Genomic DNA, 17,804 nt, shown 5'->3' on the forward strand with positions numbered 1-17,804 from the left:
GCTCGGGCCCGCAGGACACCGTCTAGACGCACTAGACGCGTCTAGCTACGCTAGACAGCGTGACCCTGGACGAGGAGCTGCTCACCGCCGCCCGCAAGGCCGGCGCCGGCGCGGCCGCGGCCCAGTCCCAGGCCGACATCGCCAAGGCGGTGTACCACCACACCGTGCTGCGGCTGCACCGCGCCGGTGGCTCCATGCGGGAGATCGCCGAGGCGCTGAAGATGAGCCACCAGCGCGTCCACCAGATCGTCGAGCAGTCCAAGCGCGTGGAGCGGTGCTGGTTCTGTGGGCGCGGGGCCGACCACGTGGCCGAGCTGATGGCGGGGCCCGCCGCGCTGATCTGCGACGGCTGCGTCGCCGCGGCGGAGGTGGCGGGGGAGGGCACGTGCTCGTTCTGCGGTGAGACCAAGGCGGTGCACGAAGGTGCCGAGGCCCGGATCTGCCGCTCGTGCCTGGACTTCAGCGCGGCCGTGATCAGCGCGGCAGCTTCACCACGGTGACGAAGAAGTCGTCGATCTGCCGCACCACCTCGATGAACCGGTCGAAGTCCACCGGCTTCGTCACGTAGGCGTTGGCGTACAGGCTGTAGCTGCGCAGGACGTCCTCCTCCGCCTCCGACGTCGTCAGCACCACGACCGGGATGGACCGCAGCTCGGCGTCCGCCTTGACCTCGGCCAGCACCTCACGGCCGTCCTTGCGGGGCAGGTTGAGGTCCAGCAGGATCAGGCCCGGCCGGGGCGCGTCCGCGTACTTGCCCTCGCGGCGCAGGAACTCCAGCGCCTCCACGCCGTCCTTCACCACGTGCAGCTGGTTGCGGATCTTGTGGTGTTCGAACGCCTCCTGCGTCATCAGCGCGTCGCCGGGGTCGTCCTCGACCAGCAGGACGTCGATCACGGACAGCGGTGCCTCGTTCATGCGTTTGCTTCCTCAGGCTGGTCGTCGGCGGGCAGCGTGAACTCGAACCGCGTACCGGAGTCCACATCGGTCTTCAGCCAGATCGTGCCGCCGTGGTATTCGACGATCTTCCGGCACATCGCCAGCCCGATGCCCGTACCCGGATACGCGTCCTTCGGGTGCAGGCGCTGGAAGATGACGAAGATCCGGTCAGCGTACTCCGGCTCGATCCCGATGCCGTTGTCGTGCACCGAGAACTTCCACATGTCGCCGTCGCGCTCCGCCTCGATGTTGACGATCGGCGCGTCCTGGCCCTTGAACTTCAGCGCGTTGCTGATCAGGTTCTGGAACACGGCGCTGAGCAGGCTCGGCTCGCCGCGCACGGAGGGCAGGTCGCCGACCACGAGGGTCGCGTGCGTCTCCTCGATGCGCTCGGAGAAGCTGTCCACCAGGTGGTTCACGGTCTGGTTGAGATCGACGGCCGTGCGTTCGCGGGTGATCCGGCCGACCCTGGAGAACGCCAGCAGGTCGTTGATCAGGCCCTGCATCCGCTTGGCGCCGTCGACCGCGAAACCGATGTACTGGTCGGCGCGCTCGTCGAGCTGGCCGCCGTAGCGGCGTTGCAGCAGCTGGCAGAACGACGCCACCTTGCGCAGCGGTTCCTGCAGGTCGTGCGAGGCCACGTAGGCGAACTGCTCCAGCTCGGAGTTCGAGCGCTGCAGCTCGGTCTTGGCCGCGTCGAGGGTGGCGAGCTCCTGCACGATCCGGTGGCGCATGGTGTTGACGTCGTCGCCGAGCATCACCGTCTCGAGCGGGCCGTGCACGTCGATCTCGTGGTGGAAGTCGCCGGACGCGACCTGCCTGACCTGCTCGGCGAGGCTCGCGAGCGGGCCGATCAGCAGGCGGTGCAGCAGTGCCGACAGGCCGCCGATCACCGCGACCAGCAGCACGCCCATGCCGATGACCAGCCACAACACCAGGCTCGCCGCGCGGTCGAGCTCGTCGCGGGCGGCCTGGCTGAGCTCACCGATGTCGGTCTGCAGCCCGGCCACCTCGGCGCGCAGCTGGTCGAAGATCACCCTGCCGCGGTCGGTGTCCTGCGGGGGAGCCAGCGCCGGGCCGGAGTGGCGGATGTTCGCGATCGTGAGCTCGGCGTACTCCTCCCGCCACTGCCGCGCCAGCGACTCGATGCGCCCCACCCGGCCGTTCAGGTCGCCGACGTGCCCGCGCACGGCGTCCGCGGCCCTGCGCTCGGCGCTCTGGCCGTCGCTGTACGGCGTGAGGAACGACAGCTCACCGGTCAGCACGTAGCCGCGCAGGCCGGTCTCCTGGTCCAGCAGTGATCGGTTGAGGTCCTTCGCCTCGCGGGCGGCCGGCTCGATCGCGCCGACGGCACGCTCGCGGGCGGAACCGAGCGAGTCGAGGGCGATCACCGTCGAGGAGATCGCGACAGCGGTCATCACCAGCAGGACCGTGACGATGATGACCAGCATCCTGCTGGCCGGCACCCGGTCGGACAGTTTCACCTGGGGTCCTTCAGCAACAGCACGGCCATGTCGTCGTCCAGTTCCCCGCCGTTGAGCCGCGTAACCTCCGCGATCACCGGATCGAGCCACCCCGTGGTGTCGTGCTGCAGCTGGTCCTGCACGATCTCGCACAAGCGCTCGACGCCGAGCCGGTCGGTGTCGTCGGGCACCCGGCCCTCGATCAGCCCGTCGGTGTAGCAGACGAGCGACCAGCCGGGCTGGAGCGGCACGTCCACGCCGGTCCACGCGTAGTCGGGCAGCACGCCGAGCGGCACCCCGATCTTCGACTGCGGCAGGTCCACGATCTGCTCGCCCACGACCAGCAACGGCTCGGGGTGCCCGGCCAGGAAGTAGCGGGCGGACCGCCGGTCCGGTGCCACGGTCACCATGCACGCCGTGGTGAAGATGCCCTCGCCGTGCCGTTCCGCGACCAGGACCTGGTCGAGCGTGCGCAGCACCTTCTCCGGCGGCGCGCCGGCCAGCACCAGCGCACGCCACGCGATCCGCAGGCAGACGCCCAGCGCGGCCTCGTCGGGCCCGTGGCCGCAGACGTCGCCGATGATCGCGTGCACCGTGCCGTCCGGCAGGCCGACCGCGTCGTAGAAGTCGCCGCCGAGCAGCATCCGCTGGCCACCGGGCTGGTAGCGGACCTCCAGGTCCAGGTCGGAGCCCTTGAGCAGCGGGGGAGGGAGCAGGCCGCGTTCCAGCCGGGACCGCTCCTGGGCGACCAGGGTGGCCTCGCGCAGCTTGCGCTGGGCGTCGTCGGCCCTGCGCCGCTCGACCGCGTACCGCACACCGCGCAGCAGCAGCTCGCCGTCGACCTGGCCCTTGACGAGGTAGTCCTCGGCACCCGCGGCGACCGCGTCGATGCCCTCGCGTTCGTCGTCCAGACCGGTGAGCACCAGGATCGCGGGGGCGCCCGGTTTCTTCAGCAGCCGGTGCAGGCCGTCCGAGCCCTGCGAGTCGGGCAGGCCGAGGTCGAGCAGCACGCACTCCGCGTCGGCGAGCAGGGTCTCCGCTTCCGCCAGCGTGCGGGCACGCGTGATGATGAAAGGCGCGTTCGCCTCGTCGAGGAGTGCCTCGACGAGCAGCGCGTCGCCATCGTCGTCCTCGACCAGGAGGACGCGCACGGTCTTGGTTCGCATCGCGTCGGACTTTAACGTCATTCGGCTGCGAGGTCGGTGTCCGACCTACCAGGATGGCTGGCGTGTTGATCCGCCTCGCCCAACCAGCCGAACTGCCGTACCTCCAGGAGATCGAAGTCGCCTCCGGCGAACCGTTCCGGGACGTGGGCATGCCCGAGATCGCCGACGACGCCCCGATGACGCTGGAAGCGCTGGCAGAGCACGAGGTCTGGGTCGCGGTGGGTGCCCAGGGGGTGCCCGTCGCGTTCATCGCGGTCGGTGCCGTGGACGGTGTGACGCACGTCCACCAGGTCAGCGTGCACCCGTCGTGCGCGCGGCAGGGAATCGGCGCGGCGCTGATCGAGCACGTGACGCCGGCCGGCGGCAGCGTGACGTTGACCACGTTCCGGGACGTGCCCTGGAACGCCCCCTACTACGAGCGCCTCGGGTTCCGCGAGGTCACCGACCCCTCACCGGGCCTCGCCGGGATCATGCGCGAGGAGGCCTCACGGGGCCTCGATCCCGCGCGCAGGGTCGCGATGGTCCTTCTCCCAGCGCAGGAACGTGCCTGATGCCACCGACAGGCTGCTGAGCAGCCACACCAGCACACCCGCGTCGTCGGTGACACCGATCACCGGCAGCAGCTCCGGCACGATGTCGATCGGCGACACCAGGTACACCAGCGCCACCGCCCACATGGCGAGCTGGTTGCGGGGCAGCTGCGGGTACTTGCCGCTGCGCCACGCCTTCCACAACCGCGGGAGGGCCTTGGCGCGGGTGATCGGGTTGCCGATCGGCCCCGGCACACCCCTGGCGCGTTTGCGGCGGTAGCGCACCACGCCCACCGCCGCGGCCACGAGGCCCAGGGCGATCATCACCCAGCCGACGGGGGTCGGGCTGAGGCCACCGAGCGGCGCGTCGCGCAGCAGGAGGATCAGCAGGCCGGACAGGGAGACGAACGCTCCGAAGACGATCATCGCTAACTCGGCTCCTGGAACAGCATCGTCGGGATGACCTTGGGTGGTTGCTTCTGCGGTTCCGGCTGCGCGAAGTCGAGCACCCGGTCCGGTGCCTCGTCCTCCGCCGCCGCGGGAACCTCCTTCGCCACGGGCTTGCGCGCGGTCCTCACCGGAGCCGGCGTGGTGACGTCGAGTGCCTGCCTGGCCTTGGAGATCCAGACCTTCTGCATCGCCTCGTCCTTGCTGCCGGCCGCGGAGGCCGCGAGTCCGGAGAGGACACCGCGGATGCGCGCGACCAGTGCGGGGTGCCGCCGGACCGCCTGCCACACCGCGTGATCACCCGGCAACCGGGCGGAGACGAGCTTCGCGACCTGCGCGCGCAGCTCCTGTGTGGACAGTTCGGGCCAACGTTCGACCGCGGACGGGCCAATCGCCACGTGGACAGCCTCTCGACAGAAACGACAACTGCCCCCACAGGATCTCACGGATCCGGTGGGGGCAGGTGGTCTGGGCGCCGCGAGGTGTCAGGAGGCGACGACCTCGAGCAGCGTCTTGCCGTTCTCGTCGTGGATCCGGAACGAGGCGATCTCGTGCCAGCGCATGGCCACGTTCGCCTGCAGGCGGATCGTCTTCTTGTCGCCCGCCACGGGTTCCGGTGCGAACCAGGAGGTGACCTGGGCGACGCGACCGGCGCCGCCGACCGCGACGAGCGAACCCTTCGAGGGCCCGGACATGCCGCTGACCTCGATGTCCATCGACGTGCCCCAGGGCTCGTCGGACGCGGTGATCTTGGTGAAGACGCCGCTGTTCGGGTCCTGCTGCTGCACCTGCATCGACGAGTCGGTGGAGTTGTTCGCCACCCTCGTCTGGGAGGTCGACGTGCTGGGGTTCTGCGTACCGCCGGCCTGGTTCGAGCCGTTGTCGTTGCCACCCACCACCAGCGTCGTGACCACGGCGGTCACGGCGATGACACCGGCGGCCGCAGCGGCGACGCCCTGGGCGACGAACCACCGCCTGCGCCTGCGCCTGGCGGCGACCGCGTCCAGCATCACGCGCACCGACTTGCCGTCCGGGCGTTCCGGAGCTGTTCCGCGCAGCATCCCGCCCGCGTCGGCCTCGTCGATGAGGTCCGGCACCACCGCGAAGTCGCGCAGGTCAAGAGCGCACCGCCGACATTCGGTCAGGTGGTTCTCGAACGCCTCCACCTCATCGGCATCGAGGATGCCGAGCACGTAGGCGGCGACGTCGAGGTGATCTGCGTCTCTCCCCGATCGTGCAACGCACGCCGCAACGCACGCAGCGCGTAGTACACCCTCGACTTGACCGTTCCCGGCGGCACACCCAGTGCCGCCGCGGCCTCACCGACGGTGCGGTCCCGCAGGTATGTCTCGAGAATAGCCTCCCGGTGCTCCTCGGAGAGACCGTTCATCGCCTCGGCGACGACGATCGCCGCGAGGGTGCGATCCTCTTCACCGCCAGAGGGCGACTCGTCCGAAGGGGTCAGTTCGAACTCCTGCGGACGGACGCTTCTCTTACGTCTGTCGTCAATGACCAACCGCCTTGCCACCGTGAACAACCACGACCGCAAGAGCACGGGGTCACGCTCGAGTTTCTCGGCGTTGCGCCAAGCCCTGACCAGGGTTTCCTGCACGATGTCCTCGGCCCATTGACGATCATGGCCGGTCAGTCGCATGCAGTGTCCCAGCAGGGCGCTGCCGAACTCCTCGTACAGCCGACGGATCAACTCTTCTTCGAGAGACCCCGGTCTTGGTGATTGTTCGTCTAACTCACGTTGACGTCTATGCCGCGCCACGGGGGACATCCTTGCCCTATCAACCGTCTCAAGTCGAGAGGCAAATATTCCTCATGAAGTTCGTGAACCGTTGCCGGATCGTGTCCGTACTCCTCGGTACCCGAGCCGAGAAAGGACCTGCCGATGCGACGTGGTCAAGCCATCACCGCTCTGGCGGCACTGGCTGTCAGCCTCACCGCGTGTGGCAGCACCCAGACCCCTCCCGGAGGGGCCGCGACGGGCGGCTTGCAGGCGAAACCCGCTGACCTGGGCGGTCACAACAACTACTTCATCGCGAACACCGAGCAGATGGGGTGGTTCGTGATCGACGCACAGGGCCTGCCCATGTACCGCTACGACAAGGACGCCCCCAAGCCGTCCAAGTCGAACTGCGAGGGCGAGTGCGCGAAGGCCTGGAAGCCGGTGCTCGCGGACAAGACGCCGATGGCGACCGGTGTGGATCCGATCTCGATGGGCGTCCTGACCAGGCCCGACGGCACCAAGCAGCTCACCATCCAGGGCTGGCCGCAGTACACGTTCGCCGAGGACAAGGTCGCCGGCGACATGAAGGGCCAGGGCAAGGGTGGCGTGTGGTGGGTCACCGCCCCGAACGGCGCCAAGATCACCGGCGGGAAAGCGCAGAACAACAGCAAGAGCAGCAGTACGCCGAGCACGCCCCCCGGTTCGGGGGCGGCGCAGACGCCGCAGTCCGCGCCACCACCGGCAGCGCCCGGCTACTGAGCCCACTGCTCGCCTGTACTCATCGACCCCCTATCGACTTCCTTTGGACAACGAGGACAACAAGACGATGACCAGAGCCCTCGCCACCGTCTTTGCGATGTTGTTCCTCTTCTCCGGCCTGACCGCCACGGCTGCCGCGCAGCCCGCGGACACCGGGGGAGTGATGGACACCCCGTCAGGGCCGCTGACCGCGAACGACCGCGAACTGCTCAACAGGGTGCGCCTCGCAGGCCTGTGGGAGATGCCCATGGGCGAGCTCACGGCCACCAAGGCGTCGAACGAGCGGGTCAAGCAGATCGGTAAGATGATCATGCTCGACCACATGATGCTGGACGCGCTGACGAAGAAGACGGCCGCCGGGTTCGGGCTGACCACGCCCGACGTGCCGAACCCGACGCAGCAGTCGTGGATGGAAGAGATCGACGCGCTCGAAGGTGACGCGTTCGACCAAGCGTTCGTCGCCCGGTTGCGTGCCGCGCACGGCCAGATCTTCCCCTTCATCGCGAAGGTCCGCTCAGGAACGCGCAACGACGTGATCCGCGGGTTCGCGCAGGCAGGCATCGACGTCGTGATGAAGCACATGACGTTGCTGGAGAGCACCGGCCTCGCGGGCGACGCGTCGTTCGCGGAGCCCCAGCCCGCCGGCGGCATCATCAACGCGACCCTGGCCTCGAACGAGGGGCCGAACATGTGGGTGATCCTCACGGTCACCGCCGCGGGAGTGGTCCTGACGGTCCTCCTGCTCCGAGTTCTCCGCCCGCGACGACCGGTGCGGTGAGTCTGCAAGACCCCGATCTGCACACGGAATCGGAGGTGGTGTCCCAAGGTCAGAGGCACTCCAACGCGGACCTGTTCCCACCCGCCCGGCCCTGATGTGTCCACTCCTGCACGACAGGACCGGGCGGGTTCCCGCGAGAGTTCAACCGTACGGAGCTCGTTCGGAGGAAGTGTTGTTGTCCAGCCAGATCCCGCTCCTGGTGGCCCAGGCGTCCGAGTTCGACTCGGGCCTGAAGAAGATGGCCCAGATCTCCGCCAGGCTGGCTTACGTCTTCATGTGCGCGACCTTGTCCTGGGGCGTGCTCATCGCGACGGGGTGGGCCGAGAAGCTCACCGGTCGTGAAGGACTGAAGAACGGGCACATGGTGCTCGCGTCGCTCGCGATCGCGTTCGGTGCGGTGCACGCCTTTGCGTTCACGTTGCTGCAGAACGGAACGTTCAGCTACATCAAGCTGGTCCTGCCCTTCGTCGACGGCGGCCTGTTCCGGCACGCCCTCGGCATCCTCGGGCTCGAGGTCATGATCGCGATCGCCGTCCTGGCGTCGATGCGGCACAAAGTCTTCTACCGCAAGTGGTTGCGGTTCCACCAAACGGCGTACATCGCGGTGACGATCACCGTGGTGCACTCCTGGTTCGGCGCCATCGCGAACGGCAACCTGTCCGTTCTCTGGCTCGCCGGCCTCACCGTCCTCGTCCCGACCGCGACGCTGGCCCTGGCGCGGTTCCTGCCGCCGGAGATGCTGATGCGCATCGGCATGCTCGAAGCCGAACGCGGCAAGGAGCCCGGCGTCGGCGAGGGCGACGCGATGGACGTCAGCGTCAACAACGAGAAGTGCCACCGCTACGGCACCTGCCAGGCGGAGGCCCCGGACGTCTTCCAGCTGATCGAGGACAACCGCCTGACCTACAACCGCCGCCCGCCGGAAGAGCACTTCGCTCAGGCCAGGGCGGCACAGCGCGCGTGCCCGATGCGCGCGATCGAGATCAGGGAGCGAGTGAAGTGAGCGAACGGATCGTGGTCGTCGGCGGCGGACTCGGAGGAGTCCGTTCCGCGGAACGGCTGCGGGAGATGGGCTTCGACGGGCAGATCACCATCCTGTCCGCCGAGAGGCACCTCCCGTACCACCGGCCGTGCCTGTCCAAGCAGATCATCACCGGTGAGTGGCACCCCGACGACTCGCTGCTGTCGTTCTCCGGAGACCTCGACGCCGAGTGGCGGCTGAACTCCCCGGCGCTGCACCTGGACCCGAAGACGCAGTCCGTCTGGGTGCCCGGCGGTGAGGAGATCAAGTACGACGGCATGATCATCGCCACCGGCGTCGACGCCCGCGCGATGGGCGGGGCGCCGCGCCACGACCCGCGGGTGCACGTGCTGCGGACGTTGGACGACGCGGTCGCGATCCGCAAGAACATCCGCCAGTCGCAGGGCCTAGTCGCCGTCATCGGCGGTGGGTTCATCGGCTGCGAGCTCGCCTGTTCGGTCCGTCACATGGGCCGCGACGTCGCCCTGATCGTCCGGTCGCCCGCCCTGCTCGGCGGCGTGGTCGGTGACGACATCGGCAAGAAGATCACCGAGGCGCACGTCGAGCACGGCGTCCGCCTGGCGACCGGTGTCGGCATCAAGCACTGGGTGCGCCAGCCCGGCGGCATCGGCATTCATCTGAGCGACGGTCAGGTGTTCTTCGCCTCGTGCGTCGTCCTCGCCGTCGGCGCCTCACCGGCGGTCGACTGGCTGCGCGGCTCCGGCCTGGTGATCGAGGACGGCGTCCTGTGCGACGCCACCAACCACGTGGTCGGCGCCGAGAACATCGTCGCGTGCGGCGACGTGGCCCGGTGGCCGAACCTGCGCTTCAACGGCGTGGTCCGCCGCGTCGAACACTGGCTCAACGCGGTCGAGGGAGGCCGCGCGGCAGCCGAGAACCTGCTGGTGGGCCGCTCGCACGCCAAGCCGTACACCCCGGTCCCGCGGTTCTGGACCGAGCAGTACGGCATGCGCGTGCAGGGCGCCGGCCTCCCCGTCCTCGGCACCGACACCACCGACGTCAACGGCCTGACCGGCTTCATCGCCGACGGCAAGCTCGTCGGCATCGTCGGCCTCGAACAGCCCGGCAAGATCATCACCGAGACCCCGGAGCTCTTCCGGCAGAACACGGTGGACACGAACCGTCCGGTGTGGACCCAGCCAGCCGCTGAAGAAACCCCGGCCCCTCTGCCCACCACCCAGATCCCGGTTCCCGAACCGGTCGCCGCCCGCGGCGGACCATCAGTTCCCCCGTCCGTCTCGTCGTCGATGTCCCCGCCATTGCAGCGGCGGAGGCATTCACGCTCGAGGCCGGAGATGGTGCGCTCGGGCGGAGGACGCGCGAGGCCATGATCTTGAGGTCGGCCCACCGGTACAGGGCAAGCGCGACGAGCGACTCCGACGCGCCGCGCGGCCAGGTGGCGGACCAGACGCCCGCGGCGTGCGCTCGTCTCGCGCCGGTGGGCCGACCTCATCCTCGTGCGTCACCAACGGTGTGGCGGCTCGGTGGGCTCCCGGGCCGCCACACCGGCCTGTGCGGATTGCGTGACGGCCGCAGGCACTCAGTCGTCAGCCGGGCGTGATGGAGATCCTGACGGTCCTGTTCTTCTGGGCCAGGCCGGGGATGACGTTCCCGTTGGCGTCGATGTCGTTCACGTACTCGGGGAAGTCGCTGCCGACCCCGTTGATCGTCAACCGCTCGCGCTCGATGCCCGAAGAGACCAGGATGTCGCCGATCGTCCGCGCGCGAGCTCGCGACAGTTGGATCCGGGTGTCCTTGGGGCCGCTGCCGGACGTGGTTCCCGTGACCGTGATCCGGCTTGCCGGGTCGGCCTGCGCCGCGTCGACGACCTGACGCAGTGCGCGGCGGGTGGCCTCGCTGTCGACCAGCGTCGCGGTGTCCGGTGTGAACGTCGCCTCGCCGCCCAGCGCCAGCACGAAGCTGTCCTCGCTCGGGGAGCTCAGTGGCGGGCCGGGTACCGGCACCGTGCGGACCCTCGGCAGCCCGTCGGGCGGGTTGCCCAGGCTGACCTGGTCCACCGCCAAGACGCAGGAAGCACCGCTCGCCGTGGCGATGGCCTTCCACAGCTCGGTCAGATGCCGGCGCTGGGCCGGTCGCAGCTTCTCCTGGGGCGGCGCGACCTCGCCGATCCCGACGAACACGACCGCCTTGCCGGTGAGGTCGGGCAGGTGTCCCTTGTCGCGGAGGCTTTGCACCAACTCGGGGATCTCGACGTCGATCGTGGTGTTCTGGTCGAAACTCACCGCCCCGGTGGTGGACAGGCCGGAGTCGACCAGGACGACCAGACCGCCGCGGCCGGAGCCGGAGCCGTTGGCGCGCGCGGCCGTGTCCAGCGCCGCGAGGACGTCGGCCTCCGGCTGTTCAGCGCGGACCTCCGCCGCCTTCTGCGCGAACTCGCGACCGGTCTGACCGTAGCGCAGGCCAGGGTCACCGGCCTTGGCGCGGTGCTCTGCCACCAGCTTCGGATAGCCGTCGAGCACCACGGCGCTGATCGGTCCGGGGAACCGGACGTCGAGCGCGGGCTTCAGGAACGTCTCCAGCGTCTCGTTCCGGACGAGTTTCGGGCTGTTCTGCCGATTCGACATCGCCAGGGTCACGGCGTTCGTGTCGCCGCCGCAGGACTTGGAGGACGCGCCGCCGTCCTGGCTGTCGATCAGCGACGCGAGGAGCGCGATGATCCCTGCGAGTGCGATGAACGCCCCGGCGCCTACGGGCAACATGCTCGCGGACGAGCGAAGTCCCGAGGTGTGTTTCGTGCCGGGGGCTTGCACGTGCGTTCCGTCTTCGGTCGCCGGTTCGTCGTCAACCGCCGGTTCGTCCTCTGCGAGAGGTTCGGTGGCGGTTGGTCGCCGGGCTCGGGCTGGTCGGTTCCGCCGCTTCTCACTGAGGCTGACGAGCACCGCGACAACACCGCAAGCAGCGCCGATGCCGCTGGACAGCTTGTCAGCGTTTTCCAGCCCAAGTGCGTAGAACAGCACCACGAAGCCCACGCCCACGAGCACGCTGACAAGCGCCCACCTGAAACCTGACGTTCTCACCGAGATGTCTCTCCGCCGATCTCCAACGACGTGTGTCTATCGCCGGAGGGCACCTCGATGTTCCGTTACAACACCGTGGTCCAGTAGTCCCAGAACGAAGCCAGCACCGCTGCCGCAACCCCCAAGCGCCACACCGTCAGCACAGCCCTTGTGATATCGGCGCAGCACCTCCGACTATCACCGCCAGACTCTGGTGCATCAGCCGGTGCACGAAGGCGACGCCCGACGTCGCCCTCTGCGAAGCCCGCGACGCCCGGCAGCGGGTCGGGAAGCCGAACAGCTCGGCCTGCGGGGAGCCGCAGCTCAGGACCTGGTTGATGCTGCACGTCGGCACACAAGCCGAGTCGCGCAGCAGGGCGGTCTTCTCGATGGTCAGGACGAGAGAGGAGGCGAGGCCCGGGAGGCAGTCTGCCACCAGGACGAAGGCGATCTCCGGGCGAGTGCCTCTTCGACGGCGGACTCAGCGGCGGCATCGGCCTGAAGCCGCGGGCGACCTCGCACACGAGACCGCCCGCGCCGCGGGCAGGAGACCGCGAGGGTCGTGCACGCCCGCGTGGACCCGCCGCGGCTCAGCTGAGCAGCTCGTGCGCCGACGTCGTCGGACTGCCCAGGTCGATCGGCAACGACTGCAGGCCGTAGACGATGGAGAGCTTGCGGAACGACAGCGCGCCCGGCTCGATCGCCAGCCGCATCTGCGGGAACCGCCGCGCCAGCGCCGGGTAGGCGATCCGCAGCTCCATCTTCGCGAGCTCCGCGCCGATGCAGCGGTGGGCGCCGTAGCCGAACGCCAGGTGCTGACCGGCCGCGCGCTCCGGGCAGATGCGGTTCGGGTCGGAGTACACCTCGGTGTCGCGGTTCGCCTGGGAGAGCGAGCACACCACGATGTCACCGGCGCGCACCCGCGTGCCGGCCACGTCGACGTCGCGGCGGGCGACGCGCGGGAACGCGACCTGTACGACCGTGTGGTGCCGCAGCAGCTCGTCGACCAGCGAGTTCACCGCCTTGTCGTCGCCGTGGACCTGGGCCATCAGGGCCTGGTCGCGCAGCAGTGCGAGCGTGCCGAGCGAGATCATGCTGGCCGTGGTCTCGAAGCCGCCGGTGAGCAGGCCGTCGGCGAGTCCGGCGAGCTCGTCGTCGTCGAGGTCGTCGCCGTGCTTGCGGATCAGCTCGCCGAGCAGGCCGTCGCTCGGGTTGGAGCGCTGCGCCCGCACCAGCTCGCGGAAGTAGACGATCGACTCCGACACCGCCGACAACGACGCGGTGGCCGCGCCGGCCAGGTCGAAGCGGGCCACGCTGCGGCGCTGGAACTCCTCGCGCTCGCTCAGCGGCACGCCGAGCAGCTCGCAGATCGTCAGCGCGGGCACCGGCAGCGCGAAGTCCTCGACCAGGTCGACCGGTCCGTCCTTCATCGACATGAGGTCGAGCTGGTCGTTCACGATCGCCTCGATCCGCGGCACCAGCCGGGACAGCCGGCGCATGGTGAACTCCGGCGTCAGCACCTTGCGCAGCCGGGTGTGCTCCGGCGGGTCGCTGAACCCCAGCCCGCCCGGTGCCTCGTCGGCGAACAGGCCCAGCTCCTTGAGGTGGCCGAAGTCGTTGCTGAACGCCTCGACGTCGACGAGCACCTGCTTGGAGGCTTCGTGGCCGGTCACGAGCCAGACCGGCACGGGCAGTGGCAGCTTGGTCACCGGGCCGTGCGCGTGCATCCGCGCAAGCTCTGGCACGGGGTCCAAACCGTTGCGGCGCAGCGGGGCCAGCACGCGCGAGGGCACGAACCAGGACGACTCGAGGTCGAAACCGGTTCGGCTCAGGCGCGCGAGCAGGCGCCGTCCCATCCACTCGGTCAGTCGCGAGCGCACGTCGGTGCCCGACCGCAGCATCAGCTTCATGAGACGGGTTTCCCTTCAGCGGCAAGGGGCTTAGGGAACGGACAATAGCGACAGCGCCGCGCGGATGTCGTCATACCTGAGATCTAGTACCCAGGTAGGTAAGACAGATCTCAGGGAGCGGTGACGACCTGGCCCGCCCAGGACAGTCCGCCGCCGAACGCGAAGAGCAACACCGGTGCACCGGACGGTAGTTCGCCGCGTTCCGCCATTTTGGACAAAGCGAGCGGAACGGATGCCGCCGAGGTGTTGCCGGAGACGACCACGTCCTTGGCGATCACCACATCATCCCGCAGGCTGAGCTTGCGGGTCAGCGCCTCGATGATGCGCAGGTTGGCCTGGTGGGTGACGACGGCGGCGAGGTCGGTGGTGGCGATGCCGGCCCGCTCGCAGGCCTGCGCGGCGATAGCGGGCAGTTCGCTCGTTGCCCAGCGGAACACAGCCTGGCCCTCCTGGGCGAACTTCGGCTGCCACTCGTCGACGAGCCGCACGGCGTTGCTCCGGGTGGGGTCCGACCCCCAGACGACCGGGCCGACCGCCGCGTCGTCCGAGGCGCTGATCACAGCGGCACCGGCGCCGTCGCCGAGCAGGATGCACGAGCTGCGGTCGGTCCAGTCGACCAGGTCGGACATCTTCTCGGCGCCGATGACCAGCGCGTGCTTCGCGGCACCGGCGCGGATCGTGTGGTCGGCGGTGGCGAGCGCGGTGCAGAAGCCGGCGCACGCGTTGTTGAGGTCGAACACGACGGCGGCGGGGATGCCGAGCCGTGCGGCGACCTGGGCGGCGGTCGACGGGCTGCGGTCGATTGCGGAACACGTGGCGACGATCACCTGGCCGATCTCACCGGCCGGGACGCCGGACGCCGCGAGCGCCTTGGCCGCGGCGGCGGCCGCCATGTCCGCCACGGACTCGTCGTCGGCGATCCGGCGCGTGGCGATGCCGGTGCGCTGCAGGATCCACGCGTCGTTCGTGTCGACCATCTGCTCCAGGTCGGCGTTGCTCAGCACCCGTTCGGGCTGGTGATGGCCGAACGCGACAACACGGGATCCGGACAAGGTCTGCTCCTTCAGCCAGGCGGGTCGCCGGGGAATATAGCAACCGATCGGTCGGTAGCTAAAGGGTCTGTGATCACGTCGGCCGCGGCTATCATCACGGCGTGAGCCCGCGCCGATCCGCCGCCGACACCCGCGAGACGCGGCAGCGCATCCTCGGCCACAGCCTGGCGATCGCGTCGCAGGAAGGGCTGGAGGGACTGACGATCGGCAGGCTCGCGACCGAGCTGGGGATGAGCAAGGCCGGGCTGCTCGGCCACTTCGGCACCAAGGAGACCCTGCAGCTGGCCGTGGTCGACGCGGCGGCGGAGGTGTTCCTGCGCGAGGTGCCCAGGCGCGTCAAGCAGCTGCCGTCCGGGCTGCGGCGGCTCAAGGACGTCTGCGAGGCGTGGGTGTCCTACCTGGAACGCAACGTGCTGCCCGGCGGCTGCTTCTTCACCGCGGCGACGGCCGAGTTCGACGGCCGCAGCGGCCCGGTCCGCGACGCGCTGGCCGGCATGAACGCGTTGTGGCGACGCGACCTGCGCATCCACATCCGGCGCGCGGTGTCCGACGGGGACCTGCCGCCGGACACCGACGTCGAGCAGATGATCTACGAGCTGCTCGGGATCATGCTGGCGCTCAACCACTTCCTGCAGCTGGAGAAGGACGCCGCGGCGCCGGCCAGGGCACGCAGGGCGCTGGAGCGGTTGTTCCGGCGGTGAACTCGTCCACGACCGCGGCCTTCAGGTCGCGGACCGGTGCCAGTCCAGGTGGACAGCCCGGCTCGCCGCCGTGCGTCGCGGTCCTCACGTGTCCCTCCGCTGGCTGAGCCGGATCTGGATCGACTCGACCGTCACGCCGCCGTCCGGGTGGCGCTCCAGCTTGCCGCGGTTCACCAGGTCGTGCACGCCTTGGCGGGTGATCCCGAGCATCGCCCCGGCCACCCCGAACGACACGTGCTGCCGGCTGGGGTGGCCCGCCCTGCGCGCGGCGACCCGGCCCAGAGGAGTGGCCCACCAGTCTTCCGGCGGGTCGAACGGCGTGTCGCCGGGGTGGAGCACGGCGATCAGCCGGATCGCCAGGAACTTCGCCTGGACGTCGTTGGGGCCCAGCAGCTGTTCCGCCCACGTCTTGGCGTCCTCGTGGACCTGGTCGTGCAGCTCGTCGAGGTCGGCCGTGGGCAGCAGGATCTCCAGCGGGTCGAGCAGCCGGCTGGTCACCAGCCGGATCAGGTCGGCCCGCAGCTCCAGCTCCTCCTGAGTGCTCACTTGACAGACGATAGCAAGTACTTGACGGCTGACGTCAAGTACTTGCTACCTGGGAGTTCTAGGCGGCCCACATCTGGGCGGGTGCGATGTAGCCCCACGTGTAGTTCTGCTGGGCGCCGTCCCAGCTGCCGTCCGTGCCCGCGCCGTAGGTGTCGTGCACCCAGAACGTGCCGTCGTCCGCGTAGCCGATGACGACCGAGAGGTGGCCGGCGGTGGAGCCCCAGCGGCCGCTCATGATCACGAACTTGCCCTGGTCGAGGAACGCGCGGACCTGCGCCGCGGTGAACATGCCCTGCTGCACCGCCGCGCCGTTGCGGGCGAGGAAGTCGCGCTCGGCCTCCCATGAGGCGCACGGGCGGGCCGGGGTCCCGCTGCAGTGGTAGCCGGTGATCCAGCCGTGCGCGCCCTTGAACGCGCCGGTGCGCGTCCAGTCGTTCTGCGTGCGGTTGAACGTGGTGCCGCGGTTGCTGAACTCGTCGGTGATGTAGCGGCCCCACTTCGAGACGTGCGGTGCCGGGCTGGACACGTTGACCGGGAACTGGTTGGGCAGCTGGTAGGTCACGAGGTCGATCACCGCGCTGTCGGCCCGCACGACGAACCGCCGTGGAAGTCGTCACGGGTGTCCCACAGCTGGTGGATGAACTCGGCGCGGTTGATCCGGCCCATCGCGGTGACCTGGCGGCTGTCCAGCACGGCGGCGGTCTCACCGGATGCCTTGCGGTAGCCCCGTTCCGGCGAGCCGATGACCGCGGTGCCGTCGTCGACGCCGCTGAGCGCGTGGGTGAACGACAGGCCGTCGACGACCCGGTCGGCCTTCTTCGTGGCGAGGTCCTGGACGTAGACGCCGCTGACCGCGTCGAGCTGGCCGGGGCCGAGCTTCTTGTCCGTGACGCACCCCATCAGCTCGTAGGCGACCTTCGCGCCGTCGGAGCTCCACACCGCGCTGCGGTAGTGGTGCTTCGTCTCACCGATGAGCTGCTTGGTCTCGCCGTGCTCGGTGGCGAGCCCGAGCCACTGCGGGTCGTCGGAGCCGCAGCGGTAGATCTCGTTGTTCTTGATGTAGCTCACGTGGCGCTCGCCGTTGACGTCGACGAGCTTGAAGTCGCGGTACAGCGTGGTCTTGTCGCTCGCGATGAGCGGCTTGACGGCGCCGGTCTTGAGGTCGACTCGGCTGAGCGTGCCGACGTAGGTCTCGTCGGTCTGCACGTCGGGGTGCTGCACGGCGAGCAGGCCGGTGCCGTCGGAGGTGAAGCCGAGCAGCTCGGGGGCGCGGCCGGGGAGACGGCCGATCACCTTGCCGCCCACGTGCACGTCGTTGGCGCTGACGTAGGCCAGTTCGGTGCCGTGGAAGACGGCGCTGGTGATCGCGCCGGACGCGATGTGGCGGGTCTTGCCGTAGCGGTCGACGGTCTGCAGGCGGGCGCCGTGCGTTCCGTCGAAGTCGGTGATCACGGCGGCCAGCTCGCCGTCGGCGCTGGAGGTCGTGCGGACCGAGTAGGCGGGGTCGGTGACCTTCACGGTGGCTCTCTTCGCGCCACCGACGACCACGTCGTACCCGTTGCCGGACTTGACCGCCTTCGCGGTGGCGGGGCTCTCGGAGTAGGGCTCGACGGCCTGGACGGGCGTTGCGGTCACGGCGCACAGTGCTGCCGCCGCCACGACAAGCGAGGTTTTCTTCATGTGGACCAAGGTCGCGGCGCGTGGCATGTGTCCGGTATGCGT

20 protein-coding genes and 1 pseudogene are annotated in these 17,804 nt (G+C 69.4%); 7 read left to right on the forward strand and 14 right to left on the reverse strand.

Annotation, left to right across the window (positions count from 1 at the left end; genetic code table 11):
* Nucleotides 1–59 precede the first annotated feature (59 nt).
* Entirely contained in the window at nucleotides 60–500 is a 441-nt protein-coding gene (locus BBK82_RS28325; RefSeq protein WP_065917718.1) for a ClpX C4-type zinc finger protein, read from the forward strand.
* Here BBK82_RS28325 and BBK82_RS28330 read toward each other — a convergent pair.
* From BBK82_RS28330 to BBK82_RS28340, 3 genes are read right to left on the reverse strand one after another with little or no spacing between them, the layout of a single operon-like run.
* A complete protein-coding gene (locus BBK82_RS28330) occupies nucleotides 475–915 on the reverse strand; it encodes a response regulator (protein WP_065917719.1) in 441 nt (146 codons plus the stop codon). The genes BBK82_RS28325 and BBK82_RS28330 overlap by 26 nt on opposite strands.
* Nucleotides 912–2,420 (reverse strand): sensor histidine kinase, encoded by a 1,509-nt coding sequence (locus BBK82_RS28335; protein WP_237047622.1) that lies wholly within the window; start codon nucleotides 2,418–2,420, stop codon nucleotides 912–914. Before BBK82_RS28335 ends, BBK82_RS28330 begins: the two co-directional genes overlap by 4 nt.
* Nucleotides 2,417–3,565: a PP2C family protein-serine/threonine phosphatase gene (locus tag BBK82_RS28340; RefSeq protein ID WP_237047623.1), complete on the reverse strand. Its 1,149-nt coding sequence runs from the start codon at nucleotides 3,563–3,565 to the stop codon at nucleotides 2,417–2,419. The genes BBK82_RS28335 and BBK82_RS28340 overlap by 4 nt, the downstream gene beginning before the upstream one ends.
* A 65-nt stretch (nucleotides 3,566–3,630) precedes the next feature.
* On the opposite strand from BBK82_RS28340, the gene BBK82_RS28345 reads away from it, so the two are divergent.
* Nucleotides 3,631–4,116 carry a GNAT family N-acetyltransferase gene (locus BBK82_RS28345; protein WP_218920707.1) on the forward strand — a complete coding sequence of 162 codons (486 nt, stop codon included), beginning with the start codon at nucleotides 3,631–3,633 and terminating at the stop codon, nucleotides 4,114–4,116.
* On the opposite strand, the gene BBK82_RS28350 is transcribed toward BBK82_RS28345, so the two are convergent.
* From BBK82_RS28350 to BBK82_RS28365, 4 genes and pseudogenes are all read right to left on the reverse strand, one after another.
* Nucleotides 4,051–4,521 (reverse strand): YkvA family protein, encoded by a 471-nt coding sequence (locus BBK82_RS28350; RefSeq protein WP_065917722.1) that lies wholly within the window; start codon nucleotides 4,519–4,521, stop codon nucleotides 4,051–4,053. The two genes, BBK82_RS28345 and BBK82_RS28350, sit on opposite strands and share 66 nt — an antisense overlap.
* Before the next feature lie 2 nt (nucleotides 4,522–4,523).
* A complete protein-coding gene (locus BBK82_RS28355) occupies nucleotides 4,524–4,940 on the reverse strand; it encodes a hypothetical protein (RefSeq protein WP_065917723.1) in 417 nt (138 codons plus the stop codon).
* Nucleotides 4,941–5,027: 87 nt separating this feature from the next.
* Nucleotides 5,028–5,735, reverse strand: coding sequence for a zf-HC2 domain-containing protein (locus BBK82_RS28360; protein WP_065917724.1), 708 nt, complete (start codon nucleotides 5,733–5,735; stop codon nucleotides 5,028–5,030).
* A gap of 32 nt (nucleotides 5,736–5,767) precedes the next feature.
* A pseudogene (locus tag BBK82_RS28365) lies at nucleotides 5,768–6,325 on the reverse strand (sigma-70 family RNA polymerase sigma factor); the annotation flags it as partial.
* Nucleotides 6,326–6,439: 114 nt separating this feature from the next.
* Between BBK82_RS28365 and BBK82_RS28370 the strand changes: the two are divergent.
* The 4 genes from BBK82_RS28370 to BBK82_RS28385 all read left to right on the forward strand — a co-directional run bounded on the left by BBK82_RS28370 (nucleotide 6,440) and on the right by BBK82_RS28385 (nucleotide 10,187).
* On the forward strand, nucleotides 6,440–7,036 hold the full coding sequence (locus BBK82_RS28370; protein WP_083268201.1) for a hypothetical protein: 597 nt from the start codon (nucleotides 6,440–6,442) through the stop codon (nucleotides 7,034–7,036).
* 67 nt (nucleotides 7,037–7,103) lie between these two features.
* Nucleotides 7,104–7,814: a DUF4142 domain-containing protein gene (locus BBK82_RS28375; RefSeq protein WP_154697548.1), complete on the forward strand. Its 711-nt coding sequence runs from the start codon at nucleotides 7,104–7,106 to the stop codon at nucleotides 7,812–7,814.
* 175 nt (nucleotides 7,815–7,989) lie between these two features.
* Entirely contained in the window at nucleotides 7,990–8,817 is an 828-nt protein-coding gene (locus BBK82_RS28380; protein ID WP_065921418.1) for a 4Fe-4S domain-containing protein, read from the forward strand.
* Entirely contained in the window at nucleotides 8,814–10,187 is a 1,374-nt protein-coding gene (locus tag BBK82_RS28385; protein ID WP_065917726.1) for an NAD(P)/FAD-dependent oxidoreductase, read from the forward strand. Before BBK82_RS28380 ends, BBK82_RS28385 begins: the two co-directional genes overlap by 4 nt.
* A gap of 216 nt (nucleotides 10,188–10,403) precedes the next feature.
* Here the strand turns inward: BBK82_RS28385 and BBK82_RS28390 are convergent, their stop codons facing one another.
* The 4 genes from BBK82_RS28390 to BBK82_RS28405 form a co-directional block, all read right to left on the reverse strand.
* Nucleotides 10,404–11,576 carry an OmpA family protein gene (locus tag BBK82_RS28390; protein WP_154697549.1) on the reverse strand — a complete coding sequence of 391 codons (1,173 nt, stop codon included), beginning with the start codon at nucleotides 11,574–11,576 and terminating at the stop codon, nucleotides 10,404–10,406.
* A gap of 454 nt (nucleotides 11,577–12,030) precedes the next feature.
* Complete coding sequence (locus tag BBK82_RS52380) at nucleotides 12,031–12,309, reverse strand: vitamin K epoxide reductase family protein (protein WP_065917728.1); 279 nt, start codon at nucleotides 12,307–12,309, stop codon at nucleotides 12,031–12,033.
* A gap of 154 nt (nucleotides 12,310–12,463) precedes the next feature.
* On the reverse strand, nucleotides 12,464–13,783 hold the full coding sequence (locus BBK82_RS28400; protein WP_083268204.1) for a cytochrome P450: 1,320 nt from the start codon (nucleotides 13,781–13,783) through the stop codon (nucleotides 12,464–12,466).
* A gap of 110 nt (nucleotides 13,784–13,893) precedes the next feature.
* Complete coding sequence (locus tag BBK82_RS28405; protein ID WP_065917729.1) at nucleotides 13,894–14,835, reverse strand: beta-ketoacyl-ACP synthase III; 942 nt, start codon at nucleotides 14,833–14,835, stop codon at nucleotides 13,894–13,896.
* A 101-nt stretch (nucleotides 14,836–14,936) separates the two neighbouring features.
* Between BBK82_RS28405 and BBK82_RS28410 the strand changes: the two genes are divergently transcribed.
* Nucleotides 14,937–15,536, forward strand: a complete 600-nt coding sequence (locus tag BBK82_RS28410; protein WP_065917730.1) for a TetR/AcrR family transcriptional regulator — start codon at nucleotides 14,937–14,939, stop codon at nucleotides 15,534–15,536.
* Between the two features lie 84 nt (nucleotides 15,537–15,620).
* Here BBK82_RS28410 and BBK82_RS28415 read toward each other — a convergent pair whose 3' ends face one another.
* Genes BBK82_RS28415 through BBK82_RS28425 form a run of 3 tightly spaced genes read right to left on the reverse strand, consistent with a single transcriptional unit; the run spans nucleotide 15,621 to nucleotide 17,762 of the window.
* The gene (locus tag BBK82_RS28415; RefSeq protein ID WP_154697550.1) at nucleotides 15,621–16,082 is read right to left on the reverse strand and encodes a hypothetical protein; all 462 of its coding nucleotides are present in this window, start codon (nucleotides 16,080–16,082) and stop codon (nucleotides 15,621–15,623) included.
* A 58-nt stretch (nucleotides 16,083–16,140) separates the two neighbouring features.
* Nucleotides 16,141–16,674, reverse strand: coding sequence for a C39 family peptidase (locus BBK82_RS28420; RefSeq protein WP_065917732.1), 534 nt, complete (start codon nucleotides 16,672–16,674; stop codon nucleotides 16,141–16,143).
* Nucleotides 16,653–17,762 (reverse strand): hypothetical protein, encoded by a 1,110-nt coding sequence (locus BBK82_RS28425; protein WP_154697551.1) that lies wholly within the window; start codon nucleotides 17,760–17,762, stop codon nucleotides 16,653–16,655. The genes BBK82_RS28420 and BBK82_RS28425 overlap by 22 nt, the downstream gene beginning before the upstream one ends.
* Nucleotides 17,763–17,804 lie beyond the last annotated feature (42 nt).

Origin of the sequence: Lentzea guizhouensis (assembly GCF_001701025.1) — a bacterium.
Lineage (GTDB): Bacteria > Actinomycetota > Actinomycetes > Mycobacteriales > Pseudonocardiaceae > Lentzea > Lentzea guizhouensis.

What these genes read in the sequence shown, in the direction of transcription:
- BBK82_RS28330 (WP_065917719.1), bottom strand. Translation starts at nt 915, where the DNA reads ATGAACGAGGCACCGCTGTCCGTGATCGACGTCCTGCTGGTCGAGGAC.
- BBK82_RS28340 (WP_237047623.1), bottom strand. Translation starts at nt 3,565, where the DNA reads ATGCGAACCAAGACCGTGCGCGTCCTCCTGGTCGAGGACGACGATGGC.
- BBK82_RS28350 (WP_065917722.1), bottom strand. Translation starts at nt 4,521, where the DNA reads ATGATCGTCTTCGGAGCGTTCGTCTCCCTGTCCGGCCTGCTGATCCTC.
- BBK82_RS28370 (WP_083268201.1), top strand. Translation starts at nt 6,440, where the DNA reads ATGCGACGTGGTCAAGCCATCACCGCTCTGGCGGCACTGGCTGTCAGC.
- BBK82_RS28375 (WP_154697548.1), top strand. Translation starts at nt 7,104, where the DNA reads ATGACCAGAGCCCTCGCCACCGTCTTTGCGATGTTGTTCCTCTTCTCC.
- BBK82_RS28390 (WP_154697549.1), bottom strand. Translation starts at nt 11,576, where the DNA reads ATGTTGCCCGTAGGCGCCGGGGCGTTCATCGCACTCGCAGGGATCATC.
- BBK82_RS28400 (WP_083268204.1), bottom strand. Translation starts at nt 13,783, where the DNA reads ATGAAGCTGATGCTGCGGTCGGGCACCGACGTGCGCTCGCGACTGACC.
- BBK82_RS28425 (WP_154697551.1), bottom strand. Translation starts at nt 17,762, where the DNA reads ATGAAGAAAACCTCGCTTGTCGTGGCGGCGGCAGCACTGTGCGCCGTG.